This window comes from Dolichospermum sp. UHCC 0259, assembly GCF_009711935.1.
In the GTDB taxonomy this organism is placed as follows: Bacteria; Cyanobacteriota; Cyanobacteriia; order Cyanobacteriales; family Nostocaceae; genus Dolichospermum.
In genome coordinates, this window is record NZ_VIKX01000048.1 from 1 (window position 1) to 15,360 (window position 15,360).

Annotated in this window: 7 protein-coding genes; 5 read left to right on the forward strand and 2 right to left on the reverse strand. The window is 37.9% G+C overall.

All coding sequences use genetic code 11. The features are described 5' to 3' along the window. Window positions 1–517: 517 nt before the first annotated feature. The 5 genes from FJR05_RS03945 to FJR05_RS03965 all read left to right on the forward strand — a co-directional run bounded on the left by FJR05_RS03945 (window position 518) and on the right by FJR05_RS03965 (window position 14,217). Entirely contained in the window at window positions 518–3,397 is a 2,880-nt protein-coding gene (locus FJR05_RS03945; protein ID WP_168642896.1) for a helicase-related protein, read from the forward strand. Between the two features lie 305 nt (window positions 3,398–3,702). Beyond that, a complete protein-coding gene (locus tag FJR05_RS03950; protein ID WP_168642897.1) occupies window positions 3,703–7,731 on the forward strand; it encodes an Eco57I restriction-modification methylase domain-containing protein in 4,029 nt (1,342 codons plus the stop codon). Window positions 7,732–7,873: 142 nt separating this feature from the next. Next, on the forward strand, window positions 7,874–8,098 hold the full coding sequence (locus FJR05_RS03955; protein ID WP_168642898.1) for a hypothetical protein: 225 nt from the start codon (window positions 7,874–7,876) through the stop codon (window positions 8,096–8,098). A gap of 50 nt (window positions 8,099–8,148) precedes the next feature. Next, a complete protein-coding gene (locus FJR05_RS03960; protein ID WP_168642899.1) occupies window positions 8,149–8,601 on the forward strand; it encodes a type II toxin-antitoxin system VapC family toxin in 453 nt (150 codons plus the stop codon). A gap of 243 nt (window positions 8,602–8,844) precedes the next feature. Continuing rightward, window positions 8,845–14,217: a DEAD/DEAH box helicase gene (locus tag FJR05_RS03965; RefSeq protein WP_168642900.1), complete on the forward strand. Its 5,373-nt coding sequence runs from the start codon at window positions 8,845–8,847 to the stop codon at window positions 14,215–14,217. A 387-nt stretch (window positions 14,218–14,604) separates the two neighbouring features. On the opposite strand, the gene FJR05_RS03970 is transcribed toward FJR05_RS03965, so the two are convergent. After that, window positions 14,605–14,793, reverse strand: a complete 189-nt coding sequence (locus FJR05_RS03970; RefSeq protein ID WP_168642901.1) for a hypothetical protein — start codon at window positions 14,791–14,793, stop codon at window positions 14,605–14,607. Window positions 14,794–14,887: 94 nt separating this feature from the next. After that, window positions 14,888–15,360: TenA family protein (locus FJR05_RS03975; RefSeq protein WP_168642902.1), on the reverse strand; the 473-nt coding region annotated here is incomplete at its 5' end.

A 15,360-nucleotide genomic window follows, 5' to 3' on the forward strand; every position in this document is an offset into this window, starting at 1 on the left:
GAATTTTCTGTTGTATGGGTTGTTGTTCAGTCATTTTAGGTAATTTTAAATTTATCAACAGTTTCCCGACTACCTAAATCTCTATAATTTATGTATAGTCAATATTTCAAAGATCATTACCTTCGGATCACTACGCTCTGTCTCTTGGTGTCAAATAAATACTAAACCCCTAAACATAGCAGTCATAGCAGGTTTACATATTTTATACTCCATTGCAAGTAAGCTGTGTCAATTAGCACTACTAAGAGTAAATACCAGGTTATATTGGTTTCTTAATTTATCAAAAGTTTACATAGTCAGATTTTACCTTCCTGGACTATATTTGTGGAAATATTACAGTTTTTATCAAAGAAGTAAAAATTGTCACTTTTTATAATAAAGTTGCATTTGCTTGATTAAATGGCTTTATACTAAACAGTAATATTGATAGTCATTAATATAACATAAACTAGCAGGTAGTTAAGAAGTATCCTTTCTCCCTGGTTTACATTGCTAACTTTGCCAACACAGCGAAACGATGACAGATACTTTAACCCCCACCCCCGGTTCTATAGTCAGTTGCCGCAGTCGGCAATGGGTAGTGCTGCCAGATGAAAATCAAGACCTGATTCGTCTCCGTCCTCTCAGTGGTCACGAAGAGGAAATGGTAGGGATTTATCGGCAGTTAAATTTAGAAAATCTAGCACCTGCAACCTTTCCCCTGCCTACTGCTGACAGTATTAAAGACCACACAGCAGCCGTGTTATTGATGGATGCAGCCCGGCATCTGTTACGGAGTGGGGCGGGTCCTTTTCGCTGCTTGGGTCGGTTGTCATTGCGTCCTCGTCCTTATCAGCTAGTTCCTTTGTTGATGGCACTGCGATTAGAAACAGTGAGATTATTGATTGCTGATGATGTGGGTATTGGTAAAACCATTGAAGCTGGTTTAATTGCCCGTGAACTGCTAGATAGAGGGGAAGTGAGACGGATAGCGGTTTTATGTCCTCCTCACTTATGTGAGCAATGGCAGCAAGAATTAAGAGAAAAATTCCATATCGATGCGGTGGTAGTCCGTTCTGGTACAGCTTCCAAGTTAGAACGGGCAATACCTAACGGTTCTCATGTATTTAGTTATTATCGCCACATAATTGTTAGTCTGGACTATGCTAAAGCAGAACGCCGTAAAGCTAGTTTTATTACCCACTGTCCAGATTTTGTCATTGTTGATGAAGCACATACTTGTACCCGTTCTAGCAGTAAGGGTACATCCCAACAGCAACGACATCAATTAATTCAGCAGATTGCCCAAAAACAAAACCGCCATTTATTATTACTTTCGGCTACTCCCCATAGTGGAATTGAAGAATCTTTCCTGTCATTGTTAGGGTTACTCCAGCCAGAGTTTGAAAATTTAACGTTGGACAAACTGACAGAACCAGAACGAGATACATTAGCCAGTCATTTTATCCAACGACGACGGGCAGATGTGAAACTATGGTTAGGGAATGAAACGCCTTTTCCTGAACGCAAGTCAGACGAAGAACCCTACAAATTATCCAAGGAATATAAACAGCTTTTTGAAGAAGTTTATAACTTTGCACGGGGTTTAGTCAAAACTACTACCGCAGAAATGAGTCATGCCCAACGCCGGGGACGTTATTGGTCAGCATTGGCATTAATTCGTTGTGTGATGTCTTCTCCGGCTGCGGCTGTGGCCACATTAAGCCGTCAAGTTAGTAAATCCAGCGACGAGAGTTTGCTGACTGATTTGGATGAAGATTTGATGATTTCTTATGTTTATGATCCCACAGACCAGGAACAAGCTGTAGATGCTGCTCCCACTGTGGTAATAGAACAGGGAAAGCAAAGTTATGGGGATGCAGATAAACGCAAGCTGCGGACTTTTATCCAAGCTGCGGCAGAGTTACAGGGGAATAAGGATCAAAAGTTACAAACTTGTATTAATTATATTCAATCCCTACTCGCAAATAATTACAACCCGATTATCTGGTGTCGCTACATTGCTACGGCTAATTATTTGGCAAATGCCCTGAAACAGAAATTAGAAAAGAAAAGTGGGCAAATTCGGGTGATTGCCATTACAGGGGAACAGTCGGAAGATGAACGAGAAATTAGATTAAATGAGTTGAAATCCTATCCTCAAAGGGTGCTGGTTGCTACTGACTGTTTGAGTGAAGGGGTAAATTTACAGTCTCATTTTAGTGCGGTGATTCACTATGATTTACCTTGGAATCCTAACAGATTAGAACAACGAGAAGGACGCATTGACCGCTATGGACAGGTAGCAACCCAGGTAAAAAGTTGTTTACTCTATGGTCAGGATAATCCCGTAGATGGGGCAGTTTTAGAAGTTTTAATTCGTAAAGCAGTGCAAATACATAAGACATTGGGTATTACTGTTCCTGTACCAATGGATAGCACTACTGTTTCTGAAGCGGTGTTTAAATCTTTATTTGATAAGAGTACAGACGCGCAGCAGTTGTCATTATTGGATTTATTAGATGAGGGAGAATCAGCCGTTGAACAGGTGCATAAACAATGGGATAAGGCTGTAGAACGGGAAAAAATCAGCCGGACTCGCTTTGCACAAAAGGCAATTAAACCAACGGAAGTAGAACAGGAATTGATGGAATCTGATCAAATTCTCGGTAGTGAAGAGGATGTATTCAGGTTTGTGAATAATGCTTGTGCAAAGTTAAATTGTGCCTTGATTGAGAAAAAACAAGGATGGTTATTACCGTCAATTCCTAATTTTTTACAACCCACTTTAGGGAATGAAAAACGGTTAATTACTTTTACCACACCTGCACCGTTTGGGGTGGAATATGTAGGACGGAATCATCCTTTGGTGGAGGGTTTGGCGCGTCATATTATCGAAGAAGCTTTGGTTAATTCCCCAGAACCTTTGGCGGCGAGGTGCGGGTTTACAACTACAGATACTGTAACTAAACGGACAACTTTATTGTTGTTAAGATTGCGACATTTGTTGACACAAAAAGTTAGTAGTCGGGCTTTAGCTCAAGGTGGGGATACGCTCAAGCGTAATCATGAATTGTTAGGAGAAGAATGTGCGGTAGTGGGGTTTACCGGACCGCCCTCAAATCCGATGTGGTTAGCACCAGAAGAAGCAAAAGCATTGTTAGAACAAGCTAACCCGGTCGCTGATGCTCCTGCGGGACTGAAAAAACAGGAGGTAGAAGAGTTGTTGAATCGGTTAGATGAGTTGCAAACAGATTTAGAACTATTTGCCAAAGAGCGATCGCACTCCTTATCCCAATCCCATCAGCGTGTACGGGCAATTACTCAGGAGGGCAAGGTTCAGGTAATACCACAATTACCGATGGATTTGTTGGGTGTGTATATTTTACAGCCAGGAAACCGCAAAAATAGCTCTTAATTGTCTGATAGCGTAGCGTGGCGCAAGCCATATCAGGATAACCAGGATTAAAGGATGTACAGGATGTAAGTGTTTTATTGTCTATAAAAAATACAGATTTGAAGATGACATATAAATGATTTACTAACTTATCTGCTGTTATTTGTTTACTATTGGTTTAACTGTATTTTATGGTATTCAAATATTCACAGACAATATACCAAAAACATCCTGTAAATCCTTAAATCCTGGACATCCTGATTCAGACAAAAATATTCAATACTGTAAATCCTTAAATCCAGAAAATCCTAATTCAGAAAAATATTATGATTGGCGTACAATTTGAAGGCAACTTACTCGCAGCAGATATTACCACCGAACTATTAACCGGTAATATCAAAGGACAAACACCGGCGGATTTTGGATTACCTAAATCTGATAAATTAGAAGATGAAATTGCGATCGCTTGGGGTGATGCAAAAGCCTATTGGGCATCTTTTCAACGCCAATTAAATAGGCTGGATGCGGAAGATACTGCCACCAGTATCACCCGTGAAATGGCTGTGCTGCTGTTAAAAAGTCTTGGATATACTCCCGTATATACCGCTAAAGCTGAGGTGGTAGAAGGGCAAACCTACGCCATTTCCCATCGCGCTGTATTATCATCCGACTCTTCAATTACGAATTACGAATTACCAATTACGAATTATCCCCCCATTCATATTATTGGTTGTCGGTTGGATATTGATAAACGTCCTCCCAGTGGGACTCCTCGGTTATCAGCACATGGCTTAGTACAGGAATATCTTAACAAGACAGAGCATCTTTGGGCGATCGCAACTAATGGTTTTCGCTGGCGGTTATTACGCGACTCTTCCCTAATGACTCGCCTTACTTATATCGAATTTGACTTAGAGCAGATTCTCAACGGTGAGAACTTTGCCGAATTTGGCTTATTTTATCGGCTTTTCCATCGTTCTCGTTTACCAGAAACTGCCGATGATGCGGATAAATGCTTATTGGAATATTACCATCAAGAGAGTATCCAACAAGGGGGAAGAGTCCGGGATAGACTGCGCGACGGGGTAGAAAAAGCCTTGATACAGTTAGGAAATGGCTTTATTCAACATCGTGATAGTGAAAGTCTCCGCCAAAAATGCTCCGATAATTACGAATTACAAATTACGAATCACGAATTAACTTATTATCGTCAATTATTGCGGTTAATTTATCGCTTATTATTCTTAATGGTGGCTGAATCTCGCAACTTATTATTAATTGGAGAAGATACAGAAAAAGCGAGAATTTATCTTGAATATTACAGTATTGAACGGTTGAGAGAATTAGCAGAACGTCCCCGCTATCGTCGGGAAGGATTTCAAGATATTTGGCAAGGTTTACGGGTGACATTTAAGTTATTTGATGAAAATTGGCGCGGACGAATGTTAGGTTTATCGCCTTTAAACGGTGATTTATTTGGTTCACAAACTTTGACGGATTTAGATGATTGTGGTATTGATAATTATGATTTATTAACTGCTATTCGTTGTTTATCTTTGTATGAAGATAAAGGACAAATTCGCCGGGTAAATTATGCGGCTTTGGATGTAGAAGAGTTGGGAAGTGTCTATGAAAGTTTATTAGATTTTCACCCCCAAATTAAACAAAATCAAGGCATATATGAGTTTAATTTAGTATTTGGAAGTGATAGAAAAACCACAGGTTCTTATTACACACCTCCCCAACTTGTCCAACAATTAATTAAGACAGCATTAGAACCAGTTATTGAGGAGAAATTAAAGAACCTAACCCCCCAACTCCATTCCCTACAAGGGAATGGGGAGTATGAAATACAAGGAAATGGAGAGAATTTCTTACCCCCCTCTCCTGGTAGGAGAGGGGCTGGGGGAGAGGTCATTTCCGCCCAAGAACAAGCGTTATTAAGTTTAAAAGTCATAGATCCTGCTTGTGGTTCTGGACATTTTTTATTAGCAGCAGCAAGACGCATAGGAAAGGAATTAGCGAAAGTGAGAACAGGGGAATCTCAACCAGCACCAGAACCTTTACGTCAAGCGGTGCGTGATGTGATTCAAAACTGTATTTATGGCGTAGATTTGAACCCTTTAGCGGTAGATTTGTGTAAGGTGGCTTTATGGATTGAAGGTTTTGCGACTGGTAAACCTTTGAACTTTTTAGATCATCGGATAAAATGCGGTAATTCTCTCGTTGGTGTTTTGGATTTAGATTGTTTAGATGCAGGTATTCCTGATGATGCTTTTAAAGCGGTGACTGGTGATGATAAGAAATTAGCGACTGATTTTAAGAAGCGGAATAAAAAAGAACGGGAAACCCAAGGACAATTATCTATTTTTGAAACTTCTGCTGATGATAATTACATCTTTGCGAAGTTATGGCAAGAATTAGCGGACTTTTCCGAAAATACACCCCAGGAAGTTAAAGAAAAAGAGAGAAAATATCAAGATAATCTTTTAGATAATCATTGGTGGTTAAAATATGTAGCTTGTAATTTATGGACTTCGGCATTTTTTAGACCATTAACTGAACATAATTTACAGTTATTACCCACAACAGAAACTTTAAACCGGTTAAAACGTGAGTTAGTGCAAAAGGTTCTTAATTCAGATTCTAATTACGAATTACGAGTTACGAATTACGAATTACAAGGGTTAATTGAAGCTGCGAATAATTTAGCAAAGGAAAAATATTTCTTTCATTGGCCTTTAGAGTTTCCTGAAGTGTTTGAAGATGGTGGTTTTAGTTGTGTTTTGGGTAATCCTCCTTGGGAATTACTACAAATTGCAGAAAAGGAGTTTTTTGCTTCTCGTAATTTGGAAATTGCTAACGCACCAAATAAAGCAGCGCGGGAAAGGTTGATTAAAGAATTACCTAAGCAAAATCCAGTTTTAGCACAAGCGTTTGAAGATGCTAAACATGATGCTGATGCTCAAAATAAGTTTATCCGAGAGGGGGGGAGATTTCCTTTAACTGCTGTGGGTAAAATTAATACTTATTCAGTGTTTGCGGAAACTGCAAGAAATTTAATTAATGGTAATGGTAGGGTTGGGGTAATTGTTCCTACAGGTATCGCAACTGATGATACTTGTAAAAAGTTTTTTGGTGATTTAATTCAAAAGCAGAATTTAACAAGTTTAATAGGTTTTGAAAATGAGGCTTTTATTTTTCAATCAGTTCATAATGCTTTTAAATTTTGTACTCTAACTATTGCTGGTGAAAAGATAAAAGTTCAACAAACAGATTTTGTATTTTTCTGTCGTTACTTTGCAGATACTAATAATTTACAACGTCATTTTAATCTTTCACCCCAAGATATTGCATTAATTAATCCTAATACTCTCACTTGTCCAATTTTTAGAACTAATCAAGATGCAGAGTTAACTAAAAAGATATATCAAAATGTACCAGTTTTAGAAAATGAGCAAACTGGAATTAACCCTTGGGGTATTACATTTATGCAAGGTTTATTTAATATGTCTAGTGACAGTGGGTTATTTCAAAATGGACTAGGTAAAGATTTAGTACCATTATATGAAGCGAAAATGTTTTGGCATTATGATCATCGTTTCTCAAGTTATGAAAATGCTTCTCAAGCTGATATAAATGCTGGTAGACTTCCACAAACAACAGCAGAAATGAAGGAAAATACAGATTTTACTATTCAACCTCGTTATTGGGTAGATAAAAAAGAAGTTGATAAAAAATTAAGTCATCTATGGCATAAAAATTGGCTTCTCTGTTTCCGAGACATTACTTTAGCCGTTAACGAACGCACATCTATATTTAGTATATTACCAAAAGTTGGTATTGGAAATAATGCCCCATTGCTGTTATTAAATGTTAAATATATTAATTTATTTAATTGTTTTATAGCTAATGTTTGTTCATTAACATTTGACTTTATTGCTCGTCAAAAAGTTGGTGGAAATCACATGAACTTTTTCATAGTCAAACAACTCCCCGTTATTCCTCCAGAAAGATACACACAAAAAGACATAGAATATATCACCCCCCGCGTCCTCGAATTAGTGTACACATCCTGGGATATGCAACCCTTCGCTTTAGACATGGGATATAACGGAGAACCTTTTATTTGGAATCCCAACAAACGCGCCTTAATTCGAGCCGAATTAGACGCATATTACGCCAAACTTTACCAACTCACCCGCGATGAACTACGATATATATTAGATCCTGCTGATGTCTATGGTGCAGATTTTCCCAGTGAAACATTTAGAGTTTTAAAGAACAATGAAACCAAGCGATTTGGGGAATATAGAACCCAAAGATTAGTCTTAGAAGCCTGGGATAGAATGTAATTTGTAATTAATAGTCAGAATCAGGATATCCAGGATTAAAGGATTTACAGGATGTAATTTTGATATTTGTAGTGTGGTGTTTGGTAATTGAAAATTGTATATGATATAATATTAAAGTTTTGTAGATATAGGAGAAACAAAAATGACATTTAAAGAAGAACTAGTTGCAGAAATTGAAACCATGACAGAAGCACAAATAGCAGAATTGCTAATGATGGTGAAAAACATGAAAACTAAAAAAGCAAAACCACCTCAACGTCCAGGTTCAGGTAAATCAATTTTACGCCATGCTGGTAAATGGCAGGGTGATGATCTTAAAGATTGTTTACAAGCAGTTTATGATTCCCGTGGAGTAGCGGAATTTTAGTAAAATCAATAATTCAATTAATTAATTAATTAATCTAAATATAGAGTTTTATGTATTTACTTGATACTAACCATTGTAGTGCTTTAATTTTTGGTGATTCTCTCATTATAGATCATGCGAAAAGTGCTGGAGAATCTAATTTAGCTATTTCGGTAGTAACTGAAGGAGAATTACTATATATGGCCGAAAATTCTCAAAAAATAGCAGATAATTTGCGGATTATAGAAGATTTTATAGCAGATATTTCTATTTATGATATAAATGATAGCGTCAGCCATATTTATGCAAAACTGAAAGCAAAAATTATGGATAAATTTGCACCAAAGGAAAGAAATAAACGCCGGAAAACAAAAATTACTGATTTAGGTATTGGTGAAAATGATTTATGGATTGCTGCTACTGCTATAGAAAATAATTTAATTGTAGTTTCTCGTGATAGCGATTTTCAAAAAATTAAACAAGCATGGGATTTTTCTTTAGAAAATTGGCATATAAATGAGTAAATAAAGAATTGTCTGAATCAGGATATCCAGGATTAAAGGATGTACAGGATGTAAGTGTTTTATTGTCTATAAAAAATAGAGATTTTGGCATGAAATTTAAAAAATAAATGTAAAGAATTTTATATTATCTGCTTTTATTAGTTGCCTATGAGAATAACGGTATTTTATAATCTTAAATATTCACCAATTATTTATCAATAACATCCTGTAAATCCTTAAATCCTGGAAATCCTGATTCAGACAATGAAAATCCCAGTCAAACTCCAAGAACTAATCCCACAACCAGAAACAGCAATATTATCAATTAGTTCCCTCATGGGACAAAAATTAGCATTAGTTGACTGTACAAATGTTGCTGAACTCACCCCCGAACAACTAAACCTAATTTTCACCCATATTCCCCAAACATGGGATTATCAAGAACTAACAGAAATCTTTAATCCTAACACCCTCACAGAAACCTTTGCTATCCAACTTTGTGAATATATAGATCATTGTTTAGGACGTACCCCCAAATCTTCCGTAATTACCAATTACCAATCATCAATTCCCGATTCTCTCGATATATTTAACTTCCGTAATGAAATTATCGGCGACTATCGCCGCTATATAGAAAGCTTCTTAAAAATCCGTGATACTAAAGTTAGAGAATTCGTCAATCAAGAACTTGAAAAAGGACAACTGTGGACAAATCCCCTCGTCCAACTTAACCCCAAATATCGCCCTGGTGCAACAGTTACCGAATTAGTAAATAGCGGTATTTTACATCCTGAATGTACTCAATACTTCTCTAAAAACGGCAAACCCTTTCACTTCCACTATCACCAACAACAAGCATTTGAAACCGCCGAAAAACAAGAACCTTATGTATTAACAACAGGTACAGGTTCTGGAAAAAGCATGACCTATGTAGTCCCCATTTTTAACGACTTACTCCGTCATCCAGAAATTCAAGGAGTCAGGGCAATATTAGTATATCCCATGAACGCCCTGATTAACTCCCAAGAAGAAGAAATCAAGAAATTTCTCAATAACGTTTCTAACACCCATATTCGCGTTGCTAAATACACAGGACAAGAAAGTTTAACCACAAAAACAGAAATTCAAAATAACCCACCCCACATATTATTAACTAACTATGTGATGCTGGAATTAATGCTTTCCCGCACCCATGAAGAAAAACTTGTTGCTTCTCCAGAATTAAAATTTTTAGTATTAGATGAACTCCATACCTATCGCGGTAGACAAGGTGCAGACGTAGCCATTTTAATTAGAAAACTCCGCCAACGTTGTGGACAAAAATTATTATGTATTGGGACAAGTGCTACCATGTCCACAGAAGGAACACGCACAGAACGCCGTCAAGTAGTAGCAGATGTTGCGAGTAAATTATTTGGTGTCGAAATTAAACCCCATAACGTCATAGATGAAACCTTAGAACGGTCTATAAAACTGACTGAACCGACGATAAAAGAACTCCGAGAAAGCATTGAAAAAGGTTTACCACCAGAGACAGAACAAACATTAGAAAACTTCCAAAACCATCCCCTGAGTTACTGGATAGAAATGACCTTTGGTTTAGAAGATAAACAAGGTCATCTTGTCCGACGTACACCCATAAGTTTAGAATCTGGTGCAGAAATATTGGCTAGTAGTTGCACTTTAACACCAGAAGATGAGAATGCAGTCAAGCAAAACTACGAACAATATCTCAATGTCCTTAAACAAATGTTCCTCTGGGGAAGCACAACCAAAGGATTAGCATTTCGACTCCATCAATTTATCTCCCAAGGTGGTAGTGTTTACGCCACTATCGAAACTCCAGAAAAACGCTTTCTCACCTTAGAAGGACAATATACCACCACAGAAAACCGTTTACTTTATCCTCTCGTCTTTTGTCGAGAATGCGGACAAGATTATTATGTAGCCAACTACAATAACGACAAACAAATAGTCCTTCCCCAACTGCCCACAGCATTAGATATGAGTCCCGAATATGCTGATATTCGAGCAGGTTATTTAACCTTAGATGAACCAGAACTTTGGGACTCTTATAAAGATGAAGAAAGACTTCCTGATTCTTGGTTTAACGAAAGCAAAAAGAAAGGACGATATCCTAAAACAGACTTTGCTAAATTCATTCCCCAAAAATTACAAATTCTCCCCAACGGGAAAATTACAACCTCAATTTTACAGGGAACAACCTGTTGGTTTATCCCCCGTCCATTTCGTGTTTGTCTCAACTGTGGAGTTGTCCACGACGGTAACAAAAACGAATTTACCAAACTTTCCCGCCTCAGCAGTGAAGGACGCAGTACCGCTACAACCCTGCTGTGTTTATCCACTGTCAGCCGCCTCAAACAAGTTTTCACAGGCGAAAAAGCCCAAGCCGCCAAAATTCTCAGTTTCACCGATAATCGCCAAGATGCCTCATTACAAGCGGGGCATTTTAATGATTTTGTCCAAACCAGTTTTTTACGGGCTGCTTTATTAGGTGCATTACAAAATAAAGGACAACTCACCCACAGCGAGTTAGTCAGCGAAGTTATTAAACAAATGGGACTAAAACAAGCAGCTTACGCCAAAGAAGTGGCAGAATTTAATCCAGGTAAACAATCCAACGAAAAAGCTTTTCAAGAATTAATTGAATATCGTCTTTACGAAGACTTACGCAGAGGATGGCGCATTGTTCAACCTAATTTAGAACAGTGCGGACTTTTGGTAATTGAATATAATGGTTTAAAAGATATCTGTGCAGATAAGGCTATTTGGAATAAACATCGTCATCCGGTTTTATTACAAGCTATCCCTGAAGAAAAATTTATTGCTGCTCAAGCTTTATTAAATCATCTCCGTCGGGAATTAGCTATTGATACTAAATTACTCCAATATGATAATAGAGACTCTTTATTTCGAGATGTTTTTCAAGCCATTAAAGAACCTTGGGTATTTGATGAAAAAGAAAAGTTGAATTTTGCAGAGTTCGCAACTATTGACAGTAATACGGACAAAAAAGCTAAGGTAAAATTAACAATTAGAAGTAAAATTGGCAGATTTTTACGCTCTCCTAAAGCTTGGTCATTACGCAGTGAATTGTTAACAGAAACAGAGTACAATAGTTTAATTAGTACCTTCGTTGCGGCTTTAGCTGATGCTGGGTTTTTAACTACGAAAAATGGCATTCAATTAAAAATCAATTCCTTGGTATGGAAGTTTACAACATTAACTGAAATTCCCTCTGATCCTCTTTCATCTAAGCGGTTACAGGGGCAGGAAGACGCAAAAAGACCTGTTAACAGCTTCTTTCAAGAATTTTATCAAAGCAATGCCCAAAAAATTCAAACAATGGAAGGGCGAGAACATACAGGACAAGTCAAAACCAAAAAACGTCAAGAAAGAGAAGAGATGTTTAGAAAGGGAGAATTAGCCAGTTTGTTCTGTTCCCCGACAATGGAATTAGGAATTGATATTTCTGACCTCAGCGTTGTCCATTTGCGGAACGTTCCCCCCAGTCCGGCTAACTATGCCCAACGCAGTGGCCGGGCTGGACGGAGTGGACAAGAAGCATTAGTTATTACCTATGCGGCCATTGGTAGTGGACATGATCAATATTTCTTTAAACGTCAAGAACAGATGGTAGCTGGGGCTGTTGCACCACCCAAACTAGAATTAGCCAATCAAGATTTAGTCCAATCTCACGTATATTCTATCTGGCTGGCACATACGGGAGTTTACTTAGATGACTCCATGAACAAAATTCTCGATTTAGATGTTGATGGTTATCCCCTCAAAGACAGCATTCGTCAACAATTGATACTGAGTTCCAATAAATTAGAGTCGTGTTTAAAAGCCACTCAATCAATACTTGCAGATACTTTTTGCCAAACTGATTTACAAAAAGCCTCTTGGTATTCTGTGAATTGGCTACAATTTACCATAGAGAATGCACTGAACAAATTGGATAGAAAATGCGATCGCTGGCGGGAACTATACCGTGAAGCCGTGATCCAATTAGAGAAAGCCCGCAACATCATAGACCGTCATGCTAGAGGCTATGTCAGCCAAGAAGAAAATGACATTGCCAAAGCCCAGGAACGAGAAGCATTAAGACAAAGAAGCTTATTAGTCGGACTCAACCAAGGTAAAAGTAATAGCGAATTTGAATTTTATCCCTACCGCTACTTCGCTGCTGAAGGATTTTTACCAGGGTTTAACTTCCCCCGCTTACCTGTGAGGGCTTATATTCCCACTAATGACGGTGGTGAATTTATCTCCCGTCCTCGTGTTGTCGCTTTACGGGAATTTGCACCCAGTAATATTATTTACTATGAAGGTAGTAAATTCATGGTGTCAAAAACCAAAATTCCTGTCGGCGGAATTGATAGCCAGTACCAACGAGTAAAATGTTGTTTTAACTGCGGTTATTTCCATACAGATAATTTGAGTCGTGATACTTGTGAAAACTGCGGTACACAGTTCAAACCAGATGCCTATCAAAATCTTTCTGAACTAAGTCGTGTTCTCGCAATGGATACCGCCCTCACTCGCAGAAGAGAAAGGATCACCTGCGACGAAGAAGAAAGACTTAAATACGGTTATAACATCACTACCCATTTCCGCTATGCCGCCCAAAAACAAGAATCTGCTACAGTTTTAGCAGCAGATCATACACCACTATTCAAATTAACCTATGGTAGTACAGCCACCTTATGGCGGATTAATCGGGGACTGAAGAAAAACACCGAAGAAAGAGGTTTTAAATTAGATATCAAAACAGGACTTTGGGGAGATTTAAAAACAAATTTATCACCAACCAACTTACCTGCCGAAACTTTACATACTGAAGTTAATTTAATGGTAGATGACACTTGTAATATTCTCGTCATTGAACCCTTGAGTGTTCCCCAAGACAATAAAGAAGCCTTTATTGCCACACTCCAATACATCCTAGAAACAGCAATTCAAGCAGTTTATAAATTAGAACCAGATGAACTAGACTCAGAACGATTAGGAGAAGGAAAATATCTTTTATTTTGGGAAGCATCAGAAGGTGGTGCAGGAGTTTTATCTCAACTACTCCAACAACCAAATGCTTTTCAAAAAATCGCCAATGCAGCCTTAGATATCTGTCATTTTAAAACACCTAAAGATAGCTGTGTCCAAGCTTGCTATGAATGCTTACTTTCCTACAGAAATCAATTTGACCATCCTTTGATTAATCGTCATCTGATTAAACCTTTACTCGATGATCTGCAAGCAAGTACAGTAGAAATATCCGGTGTATTTCGAGATGAAAAATATCAGGAACTATTCACACAAACAGATGCAAACTCTGATTTTGAACGAGAAGTTTTACAAGAGATTTACCAACGGGGTTATAAACTACCTGATACAGCCCAGGAATTAATTCCCGAAGCCAATTGTAAACCAGATTTTATTTATAAAGATGAAAAAACTGCTATTTTCTGTGATGGTTCAGTTCATGATAGTCCTGAACAGAAAAAGCAAGACCAAATTGAGAGAGATAATCTGAGATACAATGCTGGATATCAGATATTAACCCTGCGCTATGATGAAAATTGGCGGGAGAAATTGGAGGTTTTAGGGAGTTTATGAATTGATAATTGTTCAGAGGGAACAGGGAACGGGCAACACTATGGCTAACGCCACGCTTCGCTATCGACAAGCTCAGTGCATCGCAGGGAACAGAAAAAACTCATGTTTAAAAATATGAGATTGAAATAATGACACTGTTTTTTTTCGTACTACGCATCTTGTAAAAATATCCTTTTTTTTGACCGAAGCTCTAAACTCAGAACTAAAGTTTTTTATTTGTTACCTGTTACCTGTTACCTTCTTTTGTAATCCATTTAAATTGGTATAATATCAATTTAATATAAAATTGTATACAATTAGATTTCCAGAAAATAACCGCACATAAAGATGGATAAATTAATGGATTTAAAGATTCTGTAGAGCATCATATAAAATTGTTATAACAGCTTAATAGCCCAGATCAATCCATTCCCGTCCGGCTTTCTCGGCGGCTTCTGGACTGTAGTAAAGCTTGCGTTCTCCAAACACCTCACCACCAGCACTAATTAACCGGAACTGCCAACAATTCGAGTTTGTGTAGAATACCAACAAGGTAACATTTTCAATAATAGTAACTAAATGAACTTTAGTGGACATGATATATGGTTTTGGTTGTCTACCTTAATCAAAACACAGTCAGGTTAGAAAATCAGCCAAAAGGTAAGCGTTCCACCATCGGAATAACCACTCCTCAATTAATCCAAGCTGCTTGAAAAAAGTCGCGTTCACAGAACATAGCATAGCGATATGTTGAGTGAACTACAGACGAATTACTAGCATAATTGTCAACTAAACTTTCTAATTGTTGTGCCAACGGTTGAAACTCGACACTGCTGTAAGTGCGAATCCAATCCGAATACTGATGATTAGGAATACCATTAACCGCCAAACTGGTTCCCAAAAAAGCATACAGACGCATACAGGGGGACATTGCAGCAGCAGTTAAACCCACGTCCCCACCCCAAGCAGTAGCTAACAAAAAGTCAGTGTAGCGTCGGGTGGCAAATCCTGGTTCTAGATCACGCAAATTAACCCCCCATTGAGTAGCATAAGCTTCATGCAGCTTGAGTTCTTCCATGACTCCACCAGCTAAATTATGAAAGGTAGTGAATCCTTGCCAGTCTGGTGCTTTAGCTGCGGCAATACTGTAAGCACGGGCAAAAG